25 protein-coding genes are annotated in these 21,377 nt (G+C 45.0%); 8 read left to right on the top strand and 17 right to left on the bottom strand.

The window, feature by feature from the left end; translation table 11 throughout:
• Positions 1-100: 100 nt before the first annotated feature.
• Entirely contained in the window at positions 101-268 is a 168-nt protein-coding gene (locus B5D77_RS25765) for a hypothetical protein (protein ID WP_159036945.1), read from the bottom strand.
• Positions 269-1,248: 980 nt separating this feature from the next.
• On the opposite strand from B5D77_RS25765, the gene B5D77_RS06710 reads away from it, so the two are divergent.
• Positions 1,249-1,617: a type II toxin-antitoxin system ParD family antitoxin gene (locus B5D77_RS06710; protein WP_002803329.1), complete on the top strand. Its 369-nt coding sequence runs from the start codon at positions 1,249-1,251 to the stop codon at positions 1,615-1,617.
• Positions 1,614-2,033, top strand: coding sequence for a putative toxin-antitoxin system toxin component, PIN family (locus tag B5D77_RS06705; RefSeq protein ID WP_106908509.1), 420 nt, complete (start codon positions 1,614-1,616; stop codon positions 2,031-2,033). Before B5D77_RS06710 ends, B5D77_RS06705 begins: the two co-directional genes overlap by 4 nt.
• A gap of 413 nt (positions 2,034-2,446) precedes the next feature.
• Here the strand turns inward: B5D77_RS06705 and B5D77_RS27650 are convergent, their stop codons facing one another.
• Complete coding sequence (locus B5D77_RS27650) at positions 2,447-2,572, bottom strand: hypothetical protein (RefSeq protein WP_256386917.1); 126 nt, start codon at positions 2,570-2,572, stop codon at positions 2,447-2,449.
• Positions 2,573-3,334: 762 nt separating this feature from the next.
• Here B5D77_RS27650 and B5D77_RS06695 point away from each other — a divergent pair.
• Together B5D77_RS06695 and B5D77_RS06690 are read left to right on the top strand one after the other, a co-directional pair.
• Positions 3,335-5,512 carry a TRAFs-binding domain-containing protein gene (locus B5D77_RS06695; RefSeq protein ID WP_106908508.1) on the top strand — a complete coding sequence of 726 codons (2,178 nt, stop codon included), beginning with the start codon at positions 3,335-3,337 and terminating at the stop codon, positions 5,510-5,512.
• Between the two features lie 45 nt (positions 5,513-5,557).
• Positions 5,558-6,169 carry a DUF4231 domain-containing protein gene (locus B5D77_RS06690; RefSeq protein ID WP_008200145.1) on the top strand — a complete coding sequence of 204 codons (612 nt, stop codon included), beginning with the start codon at positions 5,558-5,560 and terminating at the stop codon, positions 6,167-6,169.
• Positions 6,170-7,118: 949 nt separating this feature from the next.
• Here B5D77_RS06690 and B5D77_RS27000 read toward each other — a convergent pair.
• The 13 genes from B5D77_RS27000 to B5D77_RS06625 all read right to left on the bottom strand — a co-directional run bounded on the left by B5D77_RS27000 (position 7,119) and on the right by B5D77_RS06625 (position 14,099).
• A complete protein-coding gene (locus B5D77_RS27000) occupies positions 7,119-7,661 on the bottom strand; it encodes an IS630 family transposase (RefSeq protein ID WP_254053046.1) in 543 nt (180 codons plus the stop codon).
• Between the two features lie 35 nt (positions 7,662-7,696).
• The gene (locus tag B5D77_RS26995; protein WP_253257658.1) at positions 7,697-8,188 is read right to left on the bottom strand and encodes a helix-turn-helix domain-containing protein; all 492 of its coding nucleotides are present in this window, start codon (positions 8,186-8,188) and stop codon (positions 7,697-7,699) included.
• Between the two features lie 210 nt (positions 8,189-8,398).
• Entirely contained in the window at positions 8,399-8,632 is a 234-nt protein-coding gene (rpmE, locus tag B5D77_RS06675; protein ID WP_008199752.1) for a 50S ribosomal protein L31, read from the bottom strand.
• 19 nt (positions 8,633-8,651) lie between these two features.
• On the bottom strand, positions 8,652-9,065 hold the full coding sequence (gene rpsI / locus B5D77_RS06670) for a 30S ribosomal protein S9 (protein WP_002737094.1): 414 nt from the start codon (positions 9,063-9,065) through the stop codon (positions 8,652-8,654).
• 4 nt (positions 9,066-9,069) lie between these two features.
• On the bottom strand, positions 9,070-9,525 hold the full coding sequence (gene rplM / locus B5D77_RS06665; protein ID WP_002735375.1) for a 50S ribosomal protein L13: 456 nt from the start codon (positions 9,523-9,525) through the stop codon (positions 9,070-9,072).
• Positions 9,526-9,648: 123 nt separating this feature from the next.
• Positions 9,649-10,479, bottom strand: coding sequence for a tRNA pseudouridine(38-40) synthase TruA (gene truA / locus B5D77_RS06660; RefSeq protein ID WP_008199747.1), 831 nt, complete (start codon positions 10,477-10,479; stop codon positions 9,649-9,651).
• A 2-nt stretch (positions 10,480-10,481) separates the two neighbouring features.
• Positions 10,482-10,832 carry a 50S ribosomal protein L17 gene (rplQ, locus tag B5D77_RS06655; RefSeq protein WP_002736334.1) on the bottom strand — a complete coding sequence of 117 codons (351 nt, stop codon included), beginning with the start codon at positions 10,830-10,832 and terminating at the stop codon, positions 10,482-10,484.
• 21 nt (positions 10,833-10,853) lie between these two features.
• The gene (locus B5D77_RS06650) at positions 10,854-11,795 is read right to left on the bottom strand and encodes a DNA-directed RNA polymerase subunit alpha (protein WP_008199744.1); all 942 of its coding nucleotides are present in this window, start codon (positions 11,793-11,795) and stop codon (positions 10,854-10,856) included.
• Positions 11,796-11,988: 193 nt separating this feature from the next.
• Complete coding sequence (rpsK, locus tag B5D77_RS06645; protein WP_002735413.1) at positions 11,989-12,381, bottom strand: 30S ribosomal protein S11; 393 nt, start codon at positions 12,379-12,381, stop codon at positions 11,989-11,991.
• A 39-nt stretch (positions 12,382-12,420) separates the two neighbouring features.
• A complete protein-coding gene (gene rpsM, locus B5D77_RS06640; protein ID WP_002735415.1) occupies positions 12,421-12,804 on the bottom strand; it encodes a 30S ribosomal protein S13 in 384 nt (127 codons plus the stop codon).
• 93 nt (positions 12,805-12,897) lie between these two features.
• Positions 12,898-13,011 carry a 50S ribosomal protein L36 gene (rpmJ, locus tag B5D77_RS06635; protein WP_012593611.1) on the bottom strand — a complete coding sequence of 38 codons (114 nt, stop codon included), beginning with the start codon at positions 13,009-13,011 and terminating at the stop codon, positions 12,898-12,900.
• 127 nt (positions 13,012-13,138) lie between these two features.
• On the bottom strand, positions 13,139-13,369 hold the full coding sequence (gene infA / locus B5D77_RS06630) for a translation initiation factor IF-1 (protein ID WP_002737109.1): 231 nt from the start codon (positions 13,367-13,369) through the stop codon (positions 13,139-13,141).
• 463 nt (positions 13,370-13,832) lie between these two features.
• Entirely contained in the window at positions 13,833-14,099 is a 267-nt protein-coding gene (locus B5D77_RS06625; RefSeq protein WP_002736524.1) for a YciI family protein, read from the bottom strand.
• A gap of 160 nt (positions 14,100-14,259) precedes the next feature.
• On the opposite strand from B5D77_RS06625, the gene B5D77_RS06620 reads away from it, so the two are divergent.
• Both B5D77_RS06620 and glcD read left to right on the top strand, forming a co-directional pair.
• On the top strand, positions 14,260-14,895 hold the full coding sequence (locus B5D77_RS06620) for a 2'-5' RNA ligase family protein (RefSeq protein ID WP_253852089.1): 636 nt from the start codon (positions 14,260-14,262) through the stop codon (positions 14,893-14,895).
• Between the two features lie 734 nt (positions 14,896-15,629).
• Positions 15,630-17,096: a glycolate oxidase subunit GlcD gene (gene glcD, locus B5D77_RS06610; RefSeq protein ID WP_008199735.1), complete on the top strand. Its 1,467-nt coding sequence runs from the start codon at positions 15,630-15,632 to the stop codon at positions 17,094-17,096.
• Between the two features lie 46 nt (positions 17,097-17,142).
• Here glcD and B5D77_RS06605 read toward each other — a convergent pair whose 3' ends face one another.
• Both B5D77_RS06605 and B5D77_RS06600 read right to left on the bottom strand, forming a co-directional pair.
• On the bottom strand, positions 17,143-17,889 hold the full coding sequence (locus B5D77_RS06605) for a hypothetical protein (RefSeq protein WP_008199733.1): 747 nt from the start codon (positions 17,887-17,889) through the stop codon (positions 17,143-17,145).
• 314 nt (positions 17,890-18,203) lie between these two features.
• On the bottom strand, positions 18,204-18,926 hold the full coding sequence (locus tag B5D77_RS06600) for a creatininase family protein (protein ID WP_106908507.1): 723 nt from the start codon (positions 18,924-18,926) through the stop codon (positions 18,204-18,206).
• A 72-nt stretch (positions 18,927-18,998) separates the two neighbouring features.
• On the opposite strand from B5D77_RS06600, the gene B5D77_RS06595 reads away from it, so the two are divergent.
• The gene (locus B5D77_RS06595; RefSeq protein ID WP_008199730.1) at positions 18,999-19,751 is read left to right on the top strand and encodes a response regulator transcription factor; all 753 of its coding nucleotides are present in this window, start codon (positions 18,999-19,001) and stop codon (positions 19,749-19,751) included.
• A 47-nt stretch (positions 19,752-19,798) separates the two neighbouring features.
• Positions 19,799-21,091 carry a cell wall metabolism sensor histidine kinase WalK gene (locus B5D77_RS06590; RefSeq protein ID WP_008199727.1) on the top strand — a complete coding sequence of 431 codons (1,293 nt, stop codon included), beginning with the start codon at positions 19,799-19,801 and terminating at the stop codon, positions 21,089-21,091.
• The last annotated feature ends 286 nt before the right edge of the window (positions 21,092-21,377 follow it).

Raw genomic sequence — 21,377 nt, 5'->3', positions numbered from 1 at the left:
GATTTTGGGGTCTATTTTTTTCTCTCTTATCTTTGCTCAAAAACTATATATATATTTGCGCACGGATTCCCATTATCTAAAAAGTCTAAAGCAAGTCTCGTCATTTGTCAAGGGTTTTCAGAAAAAAAATCAGGCCGATTTTATAATCACCGTAACAACAATTCAGATCGTAGGGATAATTCCGTAGGGATAATTCCGTAGGGATAATTCCGTAGGGATAATTCCGTAGGGATAATTCCGTAGGGATAATTCCGTAGGGATAATTCATGAATTATCCCTACGATATTATGTGAAATTTTCCGTCTTCATACCTTTATCCCTACTCCTACTCAACCCGATTTTGGGGTCTATTTTTTTCTCTCTTATCTTTGCTCAAAAACTATATATATATTTGCGCACGGATTCCCATTATCTAAAAATTCTAAAGCAAGTCTCGTCATTTGTCAAGGGTTTTGAGAAAAAAAATCGAGCCGATTTTATATCCATCAGCAGTCAGCTTTGGATTCTGTCTCGTTTATACTTCCTAAGAATTGTAGTTAGTCCCGATGAAAAAATTTTCACCCCCACAGATGAAAGATGTTTCCTTCCCTACACCCCACACCCTACACCCCATACCCTCTTTCCAGTCAGGTGGGTTTGAAACTTCTCTACCTGACTACGACTCGGTTTGACTCTCAGAAATGCTTTGTTTAATGCTTGTCGGGGAGAGAAATTGGCTCTTCTAGGTTCTGTGTGATAAGTTTAACTTATATAGGATCGATCAATCTTTGTGTCCTTTGTGTCTTTGTGGTTCCTTCCACTCGCTCGCTAGGAAGAATGTATCTTAGAATACATTTTGCCCACCAAACCTAAGAGAGCCGAGAAATTTTCCGTCTTCATACCTTTATCCCTATTCCTACTCAACCCGGTTTTGGAGTCTATTTTTTTCTCTCTTATCTTCGCTCAAAAACCCTATATATATTTGCGCACGGATTCCCATTATCTAAAAAGTCTAAAGCAAGTCTCGCCATTTGTCAAGGGTTTTTCTGAAAATCTCCCCACTTCCCCAGTTCCTGGAAGATTTTGAACATTTGCCCCCCGAACAGTTACTGAGTGCTATTATGAAAAAGGATGCAAGAATCAGGTGGTTGATGGCTGAGATTAAGGGGGTTTTAAATCAGGATAAAGAAAATGTTGTTAGGCATCAGGGTCAGATTAACGTTTCTGCTATATTCAAGCTTTATCTAATCTTCAAACTATTTGGTAATTATGATACAAATTACGTTAACCCCTGAACAGGAACAGTTTTTAGAAAGACAACTGAAAACTGGTAAATATAATACCCCTCAAGAGGTTATCTCTAAAGCGTTTCAGCTATTAGAAGAACAGGAGGATGAAATTATATTACCCGATTATGTTAAAGGGACAGAATCCGCAAAAGCTTTATTAAAAGAAAAGATTAGGAAGTATCGAAAAGAACGGGAACAAAATAAGGACAAACCGATTGATCCTGAAAAAGTAAGGTTAGCAGAAGAATTTAAGCGTTTATGCCAAGAAACCCAAGCTTTACACGCTGATAATCCGTTAACCGATGAAGAAATTGCGGCAGAAATTGAAGCTTATCGGAGAGGAGAATGAGAGTTATTATTGATACAAATATCCTTATTTCTGCGGCGGTTGCTGATGGAAAACCAGAAAAGGTGATTAATTTTATTATTAGTCATGCTGATTATGATTGGATAGTATCACAGGAAATTTTAGATGAGTATAGAGAAGTTTTACAGCGAAAGAAGTTAAAACTACGTGATACCAAGAAAGCAGAATGGTTAACTTTAATTGAAAATAGCACAAAGTTAATAGAAGTTAATGTTAATGTTGACTTTACAAGGGATCCGAAAGATGCTAAGTTTATCGCTTTAGCAAGGGTTAGTGAGGCGGATTTTTTGATTACTGGTGATCGGGATTTTGAGGAGATGATAGAATTAGAACAAACGGTTATTATTTCGGTTTCTTTGTTTTATGATTTGTTTATAGGTGAGGGTGAATATGAGTGAAAGTGGGGATTTAGAATAAGAAATCGTCATCAACGAGATGAAACAACTCAGAAAAAAAGCCATTCAAGAATTAGACGCACTGTTTCCCAGTATCCTAGATAAAACCTTCAAAGGAGAACTATAAATCCTCGATAATTGCCATAATCCCCTGATTAGAGGTATTTGGATAATATTCATCCCCACATAACATTAAAATTAAATCTGCCCTTTCCTCAATCTGTCGCGAATCTCGAATAATGCTTTGTTTAATGCTTGTCGGGGAGAGAAATTTTCTGTCTTCATACCTTCCTTATATCCTCTTCCTACTCAACCCGATTTTGGGGTCTATTTTTTTCTCTCTTATCTTTGCTCAAAAACCCTATATATATGGGCGCACGGATTCCCACTATATAAAAAGTTTAAAGCAAGTCTCGTCATTTGTCAAGGGTTTTTAGAAAAAAAATCGAGCCGATTTTATAATCACCGTAACAACAATTCAGATCGTAGGGATAATTCCGTAGGGATAATTCCGTAAGGATAATTCCGTAGGGATAATTCATGAATTATCCCTACTCAGGAATGCTTTGTTTAATGCTTGTCGGGGAGAGAAATTTTCTGTCTTCATACCTTTATCCTCTTCCTACTCAACCCGATTTTTGAGTCTATTTTTTTCTCTCTTATCTTTGCTCAAAAACCCTATATATATGGGCGCACGGATTCCCACTATATAAAAAGTTTAAAGCAAGTCTCGTCATTTGTCAAGGGTTTTTAGAAAATCTCCCCACTGGCCAAGATGTGAAGGAAATTGCCAGTAAGTTGGGAGGGTTAGAAAGGTGAGAAGGAAGCGGTCGCAACGCGCTCGCTACGCGAGACCGAGCAGTTACAATGATTGTTAAACTTTCGGGCGCACAGGGGAAAAATGAGAAGGTTTCTTCTATTCTATTTTGACGTTGTGTTTATCTTAATGGTGTCTTGTCTAGAGGAGATTTTTGCCAATAGGATATGCCCCTGGCGATTCTCTGCGCTGCTGATAAGTAGTCGGACATAAATTCTGTTGTCTATCTTAAGAAATGTAAATTGCCGCAATTCTTACTGACGACCGACTCCTTACCCCACAGTTAACTTTACCTTTGTCCAACTACTTATCAAACTTGAGGGGATTGATTAGAGAAAGAACTTAATTCCAAAGCTCCTTTATTAACGGAATAATCTGGCACTGTTACTGCTAGTGACTCAGTTAGTTTTTTATTGAAAAAACTGCCGAGGATTGAATCTAACTAAAATAAGTTATGATCGATCTTGCTTGAGTCAGAAAGATTAATATGCCCAGTCAAGAAATTATTAACCAGAAAAATGCTGCCGCCAACGACGAACAAGTTTCTGAGTCTAACGTAGAGCTAGTTTCCCAACTGAAACAAGAGCATGATAGCGCTGCCAGCCCCCAGGGATTGCCCCATGCCTTCGTCGTCATGCCCTTTGGTAAGAAAAAAGGGGCAGATGACCGCTGGATAGATTTTAATAGCATCTATCAGGATTTAATTAAACCAGCCTTAATCGAAGCCGGATTTGAGCCGTTTCGAGCCGATGAAGAAAGCGTCAGTGGCGATATTCTCACCGATATGTTTCAGGAACTATTGCTCGCGGATCTGGTGATTGCCGACATCAGCATTGATAATGCCAACGTTTTTTATGAGTTAGGAGTGCGCCACGCCCTACGCAAGCGAGGACTAATTCATATCCAGTCGGGACGAGGTCGTATGCCTTTCGATATTTTTAACGTTCGCACTCTCCCCTATCATTGTGACGAGAATGGCTGGCCCGATCGCCAATACTTGGAAAAGGACAAACAGGCGATCGCTAAAATGGCGCGCGCTACCTGGGAATCAGATCCTCATCGCATTCACAGCCCCATTTTCAATTTACTCGACGGCTTGGAAGAACCCGATCGCCGGTCGCTGCAAACCCCCCTAGCCATTGGCTACTGGGATGAGTACAATAATTGGCGGAAAAGGGTAGTGATTGCCCAACGGCAAGATCGCATAGGTGACGTTTTGCTGTTGACTGAAGAAGTGAGCAACCCCCTAATCAAATGCGAGGCGATCGCCGAAGCGGGGAAAGCCTTAAGAAACCTAGGAAATTATCAACTTGCGCTCCAGCAATATCGCAACGGACTGGCACTGCAGCCGAAAAATGCCGAATTCCGGCGCGAGGAAGCCTTTCACCTGATCCGACTGAAGCGATATGATGAGGCAGTGGTGCAATTGGAGTTGCTGCTGCGGGATGAACCGGCCAATATCGATGCCCTTTCCTACTTAGCTCGCATTTACAAAGAAATGTGGAAGGAGCGATGGGTAGGCATCTCCAATGAAGCAGAGCGCCGCCAAATAGCTTACGCATCGGCCCACTTACTGCAAAAAGCGATTGAGACTTACCTGCAAGGCTACCGCCTCGATCAGAATCATTACTATTCCGGCATCAACGCCCTGACCTTATCGTCTCTACTAAAGCATTTAGCACCACTGGCTGGCAAGGATAGCGATCCAGAAGAGAAAGGGATTAAAGAGCAGTTGCCGGCGCTGTCTGGAGCCGTTAAATTTAGTCTGGAAAGTGCCGCTATCAAGGATAACAACGATGTTTGGGTCTTCCTCTCCCTCGGCGATCTGGCCATCTGTACCGCCAGCAACCCGCAACAGGTGGCCAGAGCCTATAAAAGGGCGCTCAACCGGCTCTGGAACAATAAATTTGCTTTACTTTCAACCCTAGAACAGTTGAAACTTTTAGAATCCCTGAATTTCCGCCTTGAATATGTCAAGTCAGGCCTCGATGTCCTCGAGGCAGAATTGAAGAGAATAGAACATCAAGAAGCAGCGATCGCATCCCCAACGGTGAAGGAACCTCCGCAAGTTTTCCTCTTCTCCGGCCACATGATGGACAAGCCAGACCGGCCGCGGCCTCGGTTTCCCCCAGCCATGGCAACCGAGGCGCAACAAAAAATTAAGGAGGTACTCGATAATCTCAAAGCTGATGCCACGGCTCTGGCGATCACATCGGGGATAGCCTGTGGGGGCGATATCCTCTTTCTAGAAGCCTGTTTAGAGCGGCAGATGAAAGTGGAGGTCTATCTGCCCTTCGAGTCAGCCCAATTTATTGAAAAGTCGGTCGACTTTGCGGGCGATGATTGGGTAGAGCGTTTCTATGGAATTAAGAATCATCCCCAGGTGGAACTCAACCTACAACCAGAAAGAATCGGACCGGTCCCGCAAGGAAGCAATTCCTTTGAGCGCAACAATCGTTGGGCGCTCTATTCCAGTTTGATCTACGGAATCGATCGGGTGCGGTTGATTGTCCTCTGGGATGGCAAAGGCGGTGATGGACGTGGCGGGACTGGCGATATGGTCAAGCAAGTACGTCAATTGGGGGGGATTGTCGAGCATCTAGACACAACTAAGTTTGATTATTGGAAAGCCCAAGGAGCGGGAATCGGGAAGCGGAAAGCTTGAGCCACCAGAGCCGAAATTTTTTTCTACTAACGGAGTAAGAGAACCATGCCAGATAGCACCTTAGAACTCAAAAGCCTAGAGAAAACCTCAGAGCCAAAAAAGTCCCAATCTTATCGCAATCAGTTCCAGCAAGAAATCTGTGGCTTGATCGAGCAGATTGACTTGCCAGATTTACAAAAGCAGTTTATGAAAGCCCGCTGGCTCGAGCAATTACTCTGGCTAGAAGGCCGGGCCCAGACAAGTCGCAACCAATACTATTTTCTCCGACTGATCACAATTATCGGGGGGGTGATCGTTCCAGCCTTGGTCAGTCTGAACATCAACGCCAATGATGTCCAAGTCCTGGTCGGTTGGCTCGCCTTTGGCTTGAGTCAGGTGGTGGCTATCAGTGCTGCCGTTGAAGAGTTCTTTCATTATGGCGAACGCTACCGCCACTATCGGAACACGGCCGAGGCCATGAAAATTGAGGGCTGGCAATTTTTCCAGTTGAGTGGTTCTTATCGCCATGCCCAAAATCACGCCGAAGTCTATCCTGATTTTGCTCAAAGGGTAGAAAGCATCATCCAGCGCGATGTGGAAGGATATCTCAGCGAGGTTGTCAAGGAAAAAGAAAAGCCAAAACAGCCCACAGAAATAGCTAAAACACCACTTCAGTAAGCTCTAGGCCGACAAAAAGAGATTAGGGGTGGAGAATAGAGTCAGCCCCATTCCCAGGGGGCCTCCCAGAAAAAATTGGCTGTACCGTTGACTGTATCTAGGACTGGCTGAATAATTATCATTTTTCTTTATTTGTGGCAGGCATTCCACTCCCTTCTCCCGCCCACCAACCCCCCGATCCCTCCCATGTCGGGGGGTTAGGGGTGAGGGAAATTAACCATCTCTGCCATTACTTTAGAAAAATGGTTTGAGATATTTTGACCCGATAGCGTCTCGAGAAATTACTTTTGCGGGAGGTCTAATGACATTTCTAGATATATAGATCATAATTGAATTAATTGGCTAATTTAAGCTTATTTTTCCATGGCTACTAACGAATTACAAAACCTCGAACACAATATTCAACGTTGAAAACAACAATTAGCGGGAAAGCGAAACACTTTAGTTACAATCGCACCGGAAGAAAAAGTTAGGATCGAGCAGCAGAGCGAAGATTTACGCCGAAAAATTTGGGATTTTGAACGAGAAAAATGGGATTTAATCGCCAGCGACAGTCAAGAAGCATCTTTTCCTGATGCGGAGGTAATGGTAGCAGAAATTGTCACAGAATTGACGGCAATTACCAAAGAACCACCCGATCAACTTGCTTCTCCACAAATCTTAGAATTATTAAATCAAATTCTAGCTAAACTCAATCGGCTCTCCCAGGTTTGGTGGGTAAAATGTATTCTAAGATACATTCCTCCTAGCGAGGGGGTGGAACGAACCACAAAGACACAAAGGACACAAAGATCGATCCTATGTAAGTTAAACTCATCACACAGAACCTAGAAGAGCCCTCAATCAACCAGAGCGATCAGCAGCAGCCAAATTAAAAGCGGCTATATCTACTATACCCCCTTTTGTTTCCCTCACCCACGAGGCGGAATTAGATACTGATAGCAATTCTCTAAATACCAACTACAGATAGAGCATCCAGGATATAACCTCGTCCAACAATTGAAGCAATTACCTCTTTGTTCATTTCTTCGAGTCGTTGACCAATTAACAAACGTAATTCCTCTAAGTCTCTAGGTAGTTTCCATCTCAATCCTTTTTTTAGATATTGCCAAATCTGTTCAATTGGATTAGATTCTGGGCAATGTGGTGGCTGAAACATGAGAATAATGTTGTCAGATATTTTCAGGTTTTTTGCCTTATGAAACCTGCCATTATCTAACTGTATTATCAAAATACTATCGGCAAAATATTCAGAAACTAATTCTAAAAATATTTGAAAACATTGACTGTTTAAATGAGTGAATTCGTAAAAAAAATGCTCTCCTGTCTTCGGCTCTACCACCCCATAGATATAGGTCGCTTGAAATTGACCCTGCACTTTCCCGTAAAGTTTTACCCCTTTTGCTGTTATTTTTCTCCCGCTGATTGTTTTCAGTTCCAGACGAGTTTCATCTTCACATAAAAAGCGAATTTTTCCTGTATTACTCATCATTGTTATCGCCACTCAACTCAGCATTGCCAAATTTTCTAGAAGTTTTTTTTAAAATCCTCTAACCTTTCTTCTGATTGTTCTAGGCTTTTTGGTCTGGCTATTTTTGGAGACGCTTTTAGCCGATAATATACTAATTTGTGTACAGTTTTGTACTTGGCTTCTCTCCCTAATTTTTCCTCTAACCATTCACAAATTTCCCCATAACTATCAAATCCTTCCTTTTCTTTTAATCTTTTTTCTAAGGCTTTTTCTGCCCACTGAGGAACTTTTCTTGGTCTTCCTGTACTGACTTTTTTAGACAATAATTTTTCGAGTCCTCCTTGACGATATTTTCCTAACCAATCTTGTACAGTGACTCTATTTCTTCCTAGCATTTCCGCAGCTTCTGTCACCGTTTTTGCCTTTTTTGTCTTTAACAAGTACAATACCTGTATTCTTTCTTTTCCTGAACCAGTTTTTTCTTTTCTAAGCAGTTCCTTGAGTTCTGCTTCACTTTCAGATATTTCTATCTTATAAACTCCTGCCATATTTTTCCTTAAACTCTACTAATATGATATTCTAGCCTATCTGTAGTCACATTTTGGAGAATTGGTATTATGAATTGTTTCTCCCCACACCCCACACCCCACTATCCTATACTTTTTAAACAGGATTTAGTATGACCCTACCAGCCTAAAAATAGCAAAAAACCCGGCGGGAAAATTTCCCCACCGGGTCAAAAAGGCAAAAGTAAAGAATTATTTCTGATCAGCCTTTTTGCTTGACTTATCGCCCATTTTGTACTTACGCAAGAAGCGATCGACCCGGCCCTCGGTATCGATCATCTTCTGGGTTCCGGTATAAAAAGGATGATTACCAGACCAAACCTCCACATGAATTTCTGGTTTTGTCGAACCCACCGTCATCACCAGTTCACCATTACAGATCACCTTAGCGTCCGGATACCAAGTAGGATGAATTTTTTTCGGCATAATAAACCTCTCTATTAACCTAACGTTTCGAGTATTGAGGCGCCTTGCGCGCTTTGTGAAGACCGTATTTTTTCCGTTCCTTCGCCCGGGGATCCCGAGTCAGATAACCTTCACTCTTGAGGGGAGGACGATTTTCCGGGGCCAATTGACATAAAGCTCTAGCGACACCCAATTTCACCGCGTCCGCTTGGCCGGTCAAACCACCGCCCTCGGCCTTAACGATGATATCATACTCGTTTTCCAGTCCCAAAGTCTCCAGAGGAGCCTTAATCGTCTGGATATAGGTGGGAATGCGGTTAAAATGGGTTTCCCCATCGCGACCGTTAACGGTAATTGCCCCCGTCCCCGGCACCAGACGCACGGAAGCGACCGCCGATTTGCGTCGTCCCGTTCCCCAATAAACTACCTTATTTTTACTGTCCGTGGCTTGCATTGACTTAATTTCCTCCTGCGGGAATCGTATTAATCGCTAAAACTTCCGGTTGTTGTGCCTGATGGGGATGTTCCGCACCGGCATAAACTTTCAGTTTCGTGAACAATTTCCGACCTAAGCTATTTTTCGGGAGCATTCCCTTAACAGCGTGTTCGATAATCCGTTCGGGAATGCGTTTTTGCAGTTTATCGAAGCTTTCTACCTTCATCCCACCCGGTCTGCCGGAGTCGCGGCGATAAACTTTCTGTTGGCGTTTTTTGCCCGTCACCGTCACTTTTTCGGCGTTAATAACAATGACAAAATCCCCCGTATCCAGATGGGGGGTGAAGGTGGCTTTATTTTTGCCCCGTAGAATCATGGCGATTTCGGTGGCCAGACGACCTAGACGCTGATCGGCCGCATCGATGACGTACCATTTCTGCTCTAGAGTCTCTAAATTTGGTAGAGGTGTTTTGTTCATGGTCAGTTTGCCTTGGTTTACAAAAATAATTTTTTTTATTGCCGACCCAGGTGTTGGGGTGTTGGGGTGTTGGGGTTTTAGTTGAAATTCCCCCACTTCCCTATTCCCCATTCCCCCACTTCCCTATTCCCCTATCCCCTCTGCTCGGAAATAATAAAGAGGCTGAGTCTCGCACCAGACGCTATCGGCAAAGGGAAAATCGGCGTAACCCACCCGCAGTAAACATAGTCCTTTAGCTGGTGCGGCGTATTTGACCAATTCTCGGCGCTGATTGACCCAGATGTCGGTAAAGTTTTCTAGCGATCGCTCACCAGTTCCCACCTCCACCAACATTCCCACCAATAGGCGCACCATCCCGTACAAAAAGCCATTGGCTTGAATTTCCATCTGTACAAACGGCCCTTGACGGTAGCATTCCACCCCCTGTACTTCTACCCAAGAATGGTCACGACTAGAGTTAGCACGGTGAAAGGCGGCCAGATGGTGCTTACCCAATAGGGGAGCCAGGGCCCTGGCCATCAAATCGGCATCGAGGGGACGATGGTAGTAGTGCCAACTAAAGGGGCTAACAAAGAGATTGGGGATGGGGTCGGTATAGAGGGTGTAACGATAACGTCGCCAGAGGGCCGAGAAACGGGCGTGCCAGCGATCGGGGACCCGGGCCGAGGCCCGAATGACGATATCGTCATCTAGCCGAGCATTGAGAACCTTGGCCCAATGGGCAGGTGGGATCGGACTCTGCTGCTGGAAATGGGCAACTTGGGCGGCGGCGTGAACACCGCTATCGGTACGTCCGGCCCCGTGCAGAGTGACGGCATGACCGAGAATATCGGCCAGAGCCTTCTCGATTTCTTCCTGCACGCTCCTGTGATGGGGTTGCCGTTGCCAGCCGTGGAAATTAGTTCCCACATACTGGATAACTAGGGCGATCCGCGACTGGGGGCAAGCTGTCATCGTTACATCAGTTCGATAATCGCCATGGGGGCATTATCCCCGCGACGGCGCAGGGTACGCACCACCCTGGTATAACCGCCGTTACGACTGCCATAACGGGTCTGGGCTCCTTCAAAGAGGGCATGAACCAGTTGTTTATCGTAGATGTAGCCCATAGCTTGGCGACGGGCGCTCAGGGAACCGTCTTTAGCTAGGGTGATAATGTGGTCTACCTCTGCTCGCACCGCTTTCGCTTTCGCTAGGGTGGTGGTGATCTGACCGTGGCGAATTAGCTGGGTGGCTAAGCTGCGCAGCAGTGCCTTTCTTTGGTCAGCCGGCAGACCCAATTGAGGCACTTTACACCGATGTCTCATGGTATTTTCCTGGAATTGGGTTTACTTGCTTTTTTCTTGGGGTAGGGTGATTCCTAACCGTTTTTGTAGGGCTTCAATGACTTCTTCGGCCGATTTCTGCCCAAAGTTTTTGATTTCTAAGAGATCTTCTTGGCTGTAATCGAGGAGGTCGGCTACGGTGTTGATCTGCGCTCGCTTTAGGCAATTGTAGGCGCGCACGGATAATTGTAGTTCCTCGATCGGAATTTGGTTTTCCTGGTTGATCTCTTGGTCGTCAAAGTTACTGGAGGATTCGAGGGCGTTGAGATCCTTGAGCGGGTTAAAGAGATTAACCAGCATATCGGCCGCTTGGGAAAGGGCTTCTTTGGGGTTAATGCTCCCGTTTGTCCAAATTTCTAAGAGCAGACGATCCCTAGCTTGACCGCTTTCGGAACGGATATCTTCGACGCTGTAGTTGACTTTGGTTACGGGCATAAAAATCGAGTCGATTTGCAGAAAGTCTAGCGAAGTGGCTTCGTCTTTACTGCGATCGATCGCCCGATAGCCTTTGCCTTTTTCCACGCGAAATTCCATCTCTAGCTTCGCCCCTTCGGCCAGGGTAGCGACGTACTGATTGCGATCGACTATCTCGACTTCCGAGGGTAAATCGAATTGTGCCGCCACTACTGTCGCCGGTCCAGTTGCCACTAAACGCCCGATCTGGGTTTGATTGGTGTAACTTTTGAGGATGATTTCTTTCATGTTGAGCATGAGTTCCATCACGTCCTCCCGTACCCCCTCGACGGTGGCAAATTCGTGATTGACTCCCGCGATCCGCAGGGCCGTCACGGCCGCCCCTTCCAGATTGGAAATGAGAATCCGTCTCAGGGCATTACCTACGGTTGTACCCTGGCCCCTTTCTAGGGGTTCTAGTACAAATTTACTGTACTGACTCTGATTCTTGTAAGTTTTTGCTTCTACACACTCGATTTGAAATTGCGCCACCGATTGACCTCCCTTGTTCAGTTATCAGTTTTCAGTTATCAGTTTTCAGTTTTCTTTAGCGTTCAGCCTTTAGCGTTCGGCGTTCAGTTTTTTGAGCAGATGGTCTTTGACGACCCGATGCTGCTGCTGATGCGCGCAAAGCTAACGGCTGTCGGCCTCAAGCTCCCTGTCACCTGAAAAAGCTGTTCACTGTTTACACTCTCCGGCGTTTGGGAGGACGACAACCATTGTGGGGGATGGGGGTCACGTCCCGGATCAGGGTGATTTCTAATCCTGCTCCTTGCAGGGCCCGGATTGCGGTTTCCCGTCCTGCCCCGGGGCCGCTCACCATCACCTCTAGTTGACGCATTCCCTGTTCGATTGCTCGGCGGGCGGCGTTATCGGCGGCGGTTTGGGCGGCGAAGGGGGTTCCTTTTTTGGCTCCTTTAAAACCACTCGATCCCGCCGATGCCCAAGAGATCACATCGCCTTTGGTATCGGCGATCGTGACAATGGTATTGTTGAAGGTCGATTGAATGTGAGCGACTCCGGTAGGAATATTTTTCTTCTGTTTTTTCGGTCCGGTTTTTTTGGTTGGTCGCGCCATAGTTTTTCTTGATTGGGGGATATCGCAATGAATAAAAAATTATTTCTTGGAGGGGGCTTTTTTCTTCCCTGCCACTGTCACCCGACGACCGCGACGGGTGCGCGCATTGGTTCGCGTCCGTTGCCCGCGCACGGGTAATCCTAGCCGATGCCGACGACCTCGATAGGTGCCGATATCGGCCAGGCGTTTGATGTTCATCGCCTCCCAGCGTCTCAAATCCCCCTCGATTTGATAATTTGTCTCGATATAAGTCCGTAGCGCCGCCACGTCTTCATCGCTGAGATCCTTGACCCGAGTGTCAGGGTTAACACCCGTCGCAGATAAGACTTCTTGGGAACGCGATAGACCCACTCCGTAGAGGTAGGTCAGGGCGATTTCCACACGCTTATCGCGAGGTAGGTCTACACCAGCTATCCTTGCCACGCTTTTTTTTTCTCCCTATGAACGATTTTTTTTCCAAAAACGACTACAATTAACGGTAACGATTCTCTGCCCCAAGACAGTGACTTTGGTGGTTTAACCTTGTCTCTGCTTGTGTTTGGGGTTAGAACAAATTACCATGACTCGGCCGCGCCGACGGATGACGCGGCACTTTTCGCACATTTTTTTGACAGACGCTCTAACTTTCATGCCTAACTATTCTGGCAACACTGCAAGCTTATTATTATATCAGATTTCTTTTACTCGTGTCACCTATCTTTTTAAAATAAATTTGGCTGCTTATTAGGCTTTTTGGCTTCTCTGCCCGTCTTTATCGCTATTTTTTCTGATTTTTCAGGCGATAGGTAATTCTTCCTTTGGTTAGGTCGTAGGGGGTCAGTTCCACTTTGACGCGATCGCCAGGGAGGATTTTGATATAATTACGGCGGATTTTGCCAGATATATGGGCTAAGACGTTGAAACCGTTATCTAAATCCACCCTAAACATGGCGTTGGGTAAAGATTCCGTGACGGTTCCTTCCATTTCGATGAGATCTTGTTTAGACAAAGTTAATTCCTCAAATTCACTGGGGACAATTTATTTAATGATTCGGGGCTCTCTTGGGTTTGGTGGTTAAAATGTATTCTAAGATACATTCCTCCCAGCGGGGGGTGGAACGAACCACAAAGACACAAAGGACACAAAGATTGATCAATCCTATGTAAGTTAAACTTATCACACAGAACCTAGTAGGAGAGCCGATTCGGCAGCAGCAACCGTGCTGTCACCACAGTTCCCCCAGTATAGCTTATCAGTGATCAGTGATCAGATGCGAGTTTTCAGTTCACAGCAAAAAAGCTCCCCATCTTCCCACTCCCCCCGCAACGCGCACGAAGTGGTCTCCTGATTCCACTCTCCACCCCCATCTCCCCACTACTAGGCAGTATTAGGGAGTAATATTTAGATAATCAACAGCTTAACATTGCCGTCTTTTCACTGATTACTGATTACTGTTCCCTGAAAAGCTGGATTACTCGACGACAATTCGCCATTCATGGAGTTCGTATTCCACACAACCATTCTCGATTAAAGGATCGCGAACTATAATTGCTTGGGCTTCCTCAAGGGAATCGGCCTTAAATAATAACATTCCGCCGCCCCTTTCTGCCCAATAACCGGTTTTTGCTGCTCGTCCTTGGCTAATTAAATCACGCACATAGTCCTTATGGGCGCTGACATAGCGATCAAAGGTAGTTTTATCAACAATGCCTTTTTCTATCTTGACAAACCAGGGCATAAATTCTCAGGAGGCTAGGACTGATTAACAATCATATAATTATACCGATTAATCTTGACCGTCGAGGGTGCAATATAACAGAGATATACAATTAGCTAGAGTTGTGGAAGACTGCTAGAATCGATGTGACAGCTTAATTTCTGTAGCTTTGCTTGTTTCTATGAATCAACCCCAGGGATCTCTATTTTTTATTGCGCTTTTGCCGCCGCCAGAAGTACAGGAAATTGCCACAAAAATCAAGTTAGAGTTTGCAGAAATTTACAATAGTCGCGCCGCCCTGAAATCGCCTCCCCACGTCACTCTCCAACCCCCTTTCCGGTGGAATTTAGGACAATTAACGGATTTAGAAAGATGTTTAGAGGAATTTGCCCGCTTGCACTCTCCTATTCCCCTGATTCTCCGAGATTTTGCCGCCTTTAAACCGCGAGTCATTTATATTAATGTCCAGAAAACCCCAGAATTATTAACCCTGCAAAAACGGCTTTTACAGCAGCTAGAATCTTCCTTGAACATCAGCGATAATGCCTCAAAAAGCCGAGCTTTTTCGCCTCATTTAACCGTTGGCTTCCGAGATTTAACTAAAGATAATTTCTGGAAAGCTTGGTCAAAATATGCTAATCAAGAGCTATTTTTTGAGGTGATAATCGATGAAATTACCCTCCTAATCCATAACGGTAAGCACTGGGAAATTTATCGGCAATTTCCGGGAGCATCCCAATTATGTAATGAGTATAAATGCTCGGAAGGGGGAGAAGGCTTTTGTAGTAACGATTCTGGTTTGAATCACACAATTTAGAGAACCGTTAAAAATCTATGAACTCCCGAAAAGGCTTGCCATCTAAGCATTTCGCATCTAAGTACAATTTCTTATTGCAAAAGTGGGATGCTCCCCAATTTCCTCTATAATCCAGACCCTTGGGGGTTTCTGCGGGTGCATATCATTTTTGTAAATCTACTAAGTTGGGATTTTTAAGGGGAAACTCTCTGCTAAAATCGGGCGTTACTTTCGATTTTATCACTCAATCCAAGCTTTTGGGGGGTTCTACCCCCCAAACCCCCCGTTGGGGGCGTGGCGCCGCCCCCAAACCCCGGAGCGCATTAGTTTTTCGGTGAGATGCTTACAGACAGCTGCTGATATATCTGTAATAATTTAGGCTCTTCGTTACTTGTTATGGTTCGATAGGGGGCATAAATCGACTAAATCCTTATCTGGCAAAAGATTTAACTGATTAGCTCGCTCTAGATCAAAAACAATTGACAAAAATCGTCCAATGTCTTTCTCTATAAGGGTTCCATCTCTTATAACCCCCGTCCATTACATAACACAAACCGAAGAACCATAATTTAAAAGTCACTGATAATTGCTGATTGTCGGTATTGCTGCAAGCGCGAGATAGACCCGATTTCTAGAGAGGAAGGGGTTATAGTGCTAAAATAGGAGAGAGCAGTTTTTAAAGCTTCATTTCTGGCTTTTTTGCGATATTTTCACCTATAGAGCGATTTTATGGCGACTCCGCCGCCCTGAAACCTATGTTACTCAAAAATCCCCCGAAAATCTCCCCCAATCTGATCAAAGAGCTAGAAACGATCCTCGGTAAAGATGGAGTCATCCGTCGCAAAGATGAATTATTAACCTATGAGTGCGATGGTATCACAGGATACAGACAAAGACCCGCTCTTGTGGTACTGCCCCGCAGCACCGCAGAAATTGCGGCGGTGGTGAAACTCTGTCACGATAACGAGATTGCCTGGGTAGCAAGGGGTGCAGGTACGGGCCTATCGGGAGGGGCGTTACCCTTAGAAGAGGGGATTCTCATCGTCACGGCGCGGATGAATCAGATTCTCGGGGTTGATTTAGATAATCAAAGGGTGGTGGTGCAGCCCGGGGTGATTAATAATTGGGTGACGCAAGCGGTAAGCGGGGCGGGATTTTATTACGCACCGGATCCCTCTAGTCAAATTATCTGCTCGATCGGCGGTAATGTGGCGGAAAATTCCGGCGGGGTTCACTGTTTAAAATACGGTGTCACTACCAATCACGTTATGGGCTTAAAAATCGTCCTTCCCGATGGTTCAATTATCGATGTGGGGGGGGCAGTACCGGAACAACCGGGCTATGATTTAACCGGTTTATTTGTGGGTTCCGAGGGAACTTTAGGCATCGCCACGGAAATCACCCTAAGAATCCTGAAAACTCCGGAATCTATCTGTGTTTTACTGGCTGATTTTACCAGTATCGAGGCGGCGGGCCGAGCGGTGGCGGATATTATTAAATCGGGAATGATTCCGGCGGGGATGGAGATTATGGATAATCTCAGTATCAACGCCGTGGAAGATGTGGTAGCTACCGGCTGTTATCCCCGGGATGCCGAGTCAGTTTTATTAGTGGAATTGGATGGTTTAGGGGTAGAAGTCGCCAGGAATAAACATCGGGTTGCCGAGATTTGCCGTCAAAATGGGGCGAGAAACATCACCACGGCTAATGATGCCGAAACCCGCTTAAAACTCTGGAAGGGCAGAAAAGCGGCTTTTGCGGCGGCGGGGAAAATTAGCCCTAATTATTTTGTGCAAGATGGGGTGATTCCCCGCACTCAATTGGTCTATGTTCTTCAGGAAATTAAGGCTTTAAGTGAAAAATATGGCTATAAAATCGCCAATGTTTTCCACGCCGGGGATGGCAATTTACACCCGTTGATTCTCTACGATAACAAGGTGGAGGGTGCCTGGGAAGAAGTGGAGGAATTAGGCGGTGAAATTCTCAAACTTTGTGTGCGGGTTGGCGGCAGTTTATCGGGGGAACACGGTATCGGCATCGATAAAAATTGTTATATGCCCGCCATGTTCAACGAGATTGACTTAGAAACTATGGGCTATGTGCGGGACTGTTTTAATCCCAAAGGTTTAGCTAACCCGGGAAAATTATTCCCCACCCCGCGCAGCTGTGGGGAAGCCGCTAATGCCAAAATACAAGGCTTTGCGGGGGTGGATGTGTTTTAGGTTATCGGCAAGTATTGACTGATTACTGATTACAGTCCACCTTGGGTCATGAGGGCAGATTGATATTAGAGGGGAAAACTGGGACTTGTCTTTCCAGAAAACGCTGGGTGACTAATTCTCGGAAAATCTCTAGATCTTTTTGCCATTGTCCCAGATATTGTTTGAGCAGATTTAATCGATTGCTGCCCTCGGCCAGATTATAGTTAAAGTTACCGGCAAATAACAATGCTCCCAAAGTTTTGCCATCGGGTAATTGCAATTTTGCCTCGTTAATCGCCACGGATAGCTGAGAGGTTTCTAACTGATAAAGTAGATTTATGCTGGCTTGTAGGGGGGCTGTGCCGAAATTGTGCCAGGGACCGGGGGCCAGAAGGGTTTCGGTGATATATTTTTTAGCTGCATCGGGGCTACTAGGGAGAGGAACAATGCTTTTCGGGGCGATACTCAGGGCTTGATATTCGGCCAAAGGGAGTTTATCTAGATATAAACCAACAATTTCTGGCAGTTTCAGGTTCAGGCTATCGGGAGAGTTAATTATCTCCACAAAGGTAATTTTCCGAGGTTGGGCGACGATGCTGATACCATTTTGAAAATTAACTTGAGCGTAATTAGGATTGAGTGCCGGCTGGCCATTTAATTCCCAGTCGGGGGGAACTATTCCCGAATATTTGAGGAAATCAACCGTTAGCATGGCGGGATTGAGGCTTTTGGCGGTAATTGCCATGGAAAGTTCTTGTATTTCCCGCAAACTAACGAGAGGTTGATTGGAATTATTGTCAGTCGTGGCAGTCATGAATTTTCTCCTTGGATATTTAAGTTTTATCTTTAGGGCTACAGCTAAATTATTCCGGGTCTCGGTGGCCTAGTCACTAATCAAGCCATTCCAGATAAGTAGGGTTTGCGGCAAAAAGTTTTTTCTGGGTGTAGGGTGTAGGGTGTAGGGTGTAGGGTGTAGGGTTTTACAGATTTTCATCTGGTCAATTATCTAATTTTCAGGGAAAAAGTACCTGAATTTTCCCCCCAATCACTCCAAGGGTCGGCACTTTTTGATGGGCAAAAGGTCTAAAAGTTTTACCCAACAAGGTTTTCACATTTATTCAGCAAACCCTAAGTATTACTCAATTCTTTCACAGCTAATTCATAGAACCTCTGACCGTGTTCGGGAGTCGCTAAAGCAGGATTGGACCCCATACGACCATCGGGGTAATTTTGGCGAAAATTAGCCGCACCGTAAATATCATGACCAGAAGCCACTTTTTCGGATAAAAAGGCGTTTTTAAGGCTCTCATGGTAAAGATACTGAGTTAACGCCACTTCGCTCGGTGTAGCGTGGGAACCCTCCTGCTCGACCTGCAATTCTTTGGCTAAAAGATAAACTTCTCGCACCATAAACCAATTGGCCACTTGACATTTAACCTCGTTTGTGTTAGGCAAATTGAGGGAATCCAAATGATAATAGGTTGCCGAAAAAGCGGCTTTTAGGGTGGCAATATTGCCCCCATGACCATTAATAAAGAAAAATCGACGAAAACCGGCTCTAGCTAAACAAGTCACATAGTCGAGGATGACTTGAATCAAAGTGCTGGGACGAAGGCTAATCGTACCTGGAAAAGCCGTATGATGTAGGGCCATACCCACATTTAAGGTGGGTGCTACCATTGCTCCTACCCGTGTCCCTACTCCTTTAGCGATCGCCTCTGCACACAGAGCATCTGTACCAATCAGTCCCGTCGGCCCGTGTTGTTCCGTGGAACCAATGGGAATAATAATTCCCTGAGATTGTTCTAGATAGGATTCCACCTCTAACCAGGTAGATAACTGTAATAACATTCGGCTCTACCCCCAAAACGATTGCCAGTTGACAAATTGAGATAAAATCAAGATGAATAATCAAGTATTTTTATGTTAACCCTTGACAACCCCCCCTTGTCGGCGAGTACGGATTTCGTTCCCAATCATCGGATTTTAATCGTTGAAGATGAAGAAGTGATTCGGGATATGATTATTTTGGCTTTGGAAGAAGAAGGTTACGAGGCGCTCGGTGTTAGTGATGGTCGCGCTGCCCTAGAATTACTGCAAAGTCAGGAATCCAATCACGGTCAGTCTCGGTTTGATTTGGTCGTTTTGGACTTAATGCTACCCCAAATCAACGGTCTTGATATCTGCCGTCTGTTGCGCTATCACGGCAATATTATCCCGATTTTAATCTTAAGTGCTAAGGCCAGCGAAACCGATCGAGTTTTGGGTTTAGAAGTGGGTGCTGATGATTATCTGACTAAACCTTTTAGTATGCGAGAATTAGTCGCTCGTTGTCGCGCTCTCATTCGTCGTCAAGGATTTACTTCTCTAGCGGCTGCTCCCGTGCGGAAATTCCGCGATGTTTTTCTCTATACCCAAGAATGTCGGGTGACAGTGCGAGATGAAGAAATTAACCTTTCTCCTAAAGAATTCCGTCTCCTCGACCTATTTATGAGTTATCCGCGCCGAGTTTGGTCAAGAGAGCAGTTAATTGAACAAATTTGGGGACCAGATTTTTTAGGAGACACCAAAACCGTCGATGTTCACATTCGCTGGTTACGCGAAAAACTAGAAATCGATCCCAGTCAACCGGAATACCTGATTACTGTACGCGGTTTCGGTTATCGTTTTGGCTAGGTGAGCGATTATATTTTCCCGATTAGCGATCGCCGCTCGCGCAGACAATGACTATTTTCGCTTTTATTTTGGGAGTAGTTTTAGGTTTGAGTATTTGTTACTGGCAAGTCTCACGCTTAAATAGAGAGTTAAAGCGAACCCTGAGCGCTCTCTCGGATTCGGCGGATTTGTCGGCTTCTTTTCCCGTTACCTCCCTAGTGCGTCGAGAATTACAGTTTCTCTCCCAAAGTCTGCAAGAGCGAGAAAAGAGCTTAGAAATTCAGAAATCCTTGCTAGAAATAGCGCCGATCGCCTATCTTCATGTGGATGCCGATAATCAACTGCTCTGGTGCAATCAACAGGCAATAACCCTCTTAAAACTCGATCGCTGGCAGCCAGATCAGGTACGTCTGCTGCTAGAATTGGTGCGCTCCTACGAATTAGATCAATTAATTCAAGAAACTCGCCAAAAACAGAGTCCACAGGTGCAAACTTGGACTTTTTACCCGACTAATTATCCTGTCACCCCTATTAGCGATCGCCAAGTGATTGCTCCTAAATCGATTGCCTTGAAGGGTTACGGTTATCCCTTGCCAGAAGGTCAAATCGCTGTATTTATCGAAAATAGACAGCCTTTAGTGGAATTATCGCAAAATCGCGAGCGAGCTTTCTCTGACTTAACTCACGAGTTACGCACTCCCTTAACCTCCATTTCTCTCCTTACCGAAGCTTTACAAAAACGCCTCCAAGCTCCCGAAAGACGCTGGTTAGAACAAATGGGGAAAGAAGTGGAGCGTTTGAGTCAATTAGTCTGCGATTGGCTAGAAATCAGTGAATTACAAGCGGATGCGGGGCGATCTTTACAATACCAGATAATTAATCTAGAGGAATTAATCAGCGCTGCTTGGCAGACTGTCACCCCAATAGCCGCCCAAAAACAGATTAGCTTAGATTATTCCTCTCCGGTGGATTGGACGCTGGAAGTGGATCATTCTCGTCTGCTGCAAGTTTTCCTGAATCTCTTTGATAATGCCATTAAGTATAGTCCCGATCAGGGGAAAATTCGCCTAGAAATTCGGGAAATATCCGATACTATCGGGGAAAAATGGCTGAAAATTGACGTTATCGACAGCGGGAAAGGATTTAACGAAGCGGATCTCCCCTACGTTTTTGATCGCCTCTTTCGCGGTGATCCTTCCCGCACCCGTCAAAAACAAGGCACAAAGGATTATAGTACCGGTTTAGGTTTATCGATTGCCAAAGAGATTATTCAAGCCCATGGCGGTTCGATCGTCGCTCAAAATGATCCTAACACCGGCGGCGCTCGCCTACAAGTCACTCTCCCCCGTCAAAAAAATTAGGTGGGAATTATGAATTATGAATTATGAATTATGAATTGGGGAGAGGGGAGAAAAAAATCTGTCAAGTTCTCTAGACAACCGTGTAAAATCGAAAATTTTCTTGTTATGACTGTAGAGAAAGAGTAGTTTTATGTTAAGCGAATCTGACCGTGAGCCTATCCAAAGAAACCAATCATCGCGATCGCACCTATTTCGCTCTTCGCTCGGGAGCATCTCACCTTTGCAATGAGCATAAATACTTAGTGGAAAAATAGGCTTTTCGAGGGTAATTCTTGTTTTAATTCTC

The organism is Microcystis sp. MC19 (assembly GCF_003019735.1).
Classification (GTDB): Bacteria; Cyanobacteriota; Cyanobacteriia; order Cyanobacteriales; family Microcystaceae; genus Microcystis.
Note: the sequence above shows the minus strand (reverse complement) of the source record. Positions and strands in the feature narration are given on the sequence as shown.

Excerpts from the sequence above, each read along its gene's own strand:
- B5D77_RS25765 (WP_159036945.1), bottom strand. The coding sequence starts at position 268 with ATGAATTATCCCTACGGAATTATCCCTACGGAATTATCCCTACGGAAT.
- B5D77_RS06710 (WP_002803329.1), top strand. The coding sequence starts at position 1,249 with ATGATACAAATTACGTTAACCCCTGAACAGGAACAGTTTTTAGAAAGA.
- B5D77_RS06705 (WP_106908509.1), top strand. The coding sequence starts at position 1,614 with ATGAGAGTTATTATTGATACAAATATCCTTATTTCTGCGGCGGTTGCT.
- B5D77_RS27650 (WP_256386917.1), bottom strand. The coding sequence starts at position 2,572 with ATGAATTATCCCTACGGAATTATCCTTACGGAATTATCCCTACGGAAT.
- B5D77_RS06695 (WP_106908508.1), top strand. The coding sequence starts at position 3,335 with ATGCCCAGTCAAGAAATTATTAACCAGAAAAATGCTGCCGCCAACGAC.
- B5D77_RS06690 (WP_008200145.1), top strand. The coding sequence starts at position 5,558 with ATGCCAGATAGCACCTTAGAACTCAAAAGCCTAGAGAAAACCTCAGAG.
- B5D77_RS27000 (WP_254053046.1), bottom strand. The coding sequence starts at position 7,661 with ATGATGAGTAATACAGGAAAAATTCGCTTTTTATGTGAAGATGAAACT.
- B5D77_RS26995 (WP_253257658.1), bottom strand. The coding sequence starts at position 8,188 with ATGGCAGGAGTTTATAAGATAGAAATATCTGAAAGTGAAGCAGAACTC.
- rpmE (WP_008199752.1), bottom strand. The coding sequence starts at position 8,632 with ATGCCGAAAAAAATTCATCCTACTTGGTATCCGGACGCTAAGGTGATC.
- rpsI (WP_002737094.1), bottom strand. The coding sequence starts at position 9,065 with ATGCAAGCCACGGACAGTAAAAATAAGGTAGTTTATTGGGGAACGGGA.
- rplM (WP_002735375.1), bottom strand. The coding sequence starts at position 9,525 with ATGAACAAAACACCTCTACCAAATTTAGAGACTCTAGAGCAGAAATGG.
- truA (WP_008199747.1), bottom strand. The coding sequence starts at position 10,479 with ATGACAGCTTGCCCCCAGTCGCGGATCGCCCTAGTTATCCAGTATGTG.
- rplQ (WP_002736334.1), bottom strand. The coding sequence starts at position 10,832 with ATGAGACATCGGTGTAAAGTGCCTCAATTGGGTCTGCCGGCTGACCAA.
- rpsK (WP_002735413.1), bottom strand. The coding sequence starts at position 12,381 with ATGGCGCGACCAACCAAAAAAACCGGACCGAAAAAACAGAAGAAAAAT.
- rpmJ (WP_012593611.1), bottom strand. The coding sequence starts at position 13,011 with ATGAAAGTTAGAGCGTCTGTCAAAAAAATGTGCGAAAAGTGCCGCGTC.
- B5D77_RS06625 (WP_002736524.1), bottom strand. The coding sequence starts at position 14,099 with ATGCCCTGGTTTGTCAAGATAGAAAAAGGCATTGTTGATAAAACTACC.
- B5D77_RS06620 (WP_253852089.1), top strand. The coding sequence starts at position 14,260 with ATGAATCAACCCCAGGGATCTCTATTTTTTATTGCGCTTTTGCCGCCG.
- glcD (WP_008199735.1), top strand. The coding sequence starts at position 15,630 with ATGTTACTCAAAAATCCCCCGAAAATCTCCCCCAATCTGATCAAAGAG.
- B5D77_RS06605 (WP_008199733.1), bottom strand. The coding sequence starts at position 17,889 with ATGACTGCCACGACTGACAATAATTCCAATCAACCTCTCGTTAGTTTG.
- B5D77_RS06600 (WP_106908507.1), bottom strand. The coding sequence starts at position 18,926 with ATGTTATTACAGTTATCTACCTGGTTAGAGGTGGAATCCTATCTAGAA.
- B5D77_RS06595 (WP_008199730.1), top strand. The coding sequence starts at position 18,999 with ATGTTAACCCTTGACAACCCCCCCTTGTCGGCGAGTACGGATTTCGTT.
- B5D77_RS06590 (WP_008199727.1), top strand. The coding sequence starts at position 19,799 with ATGACTATTTTCGCTTTTATTTTGGGAGTAGTTTTAGGTTTGAGTATT.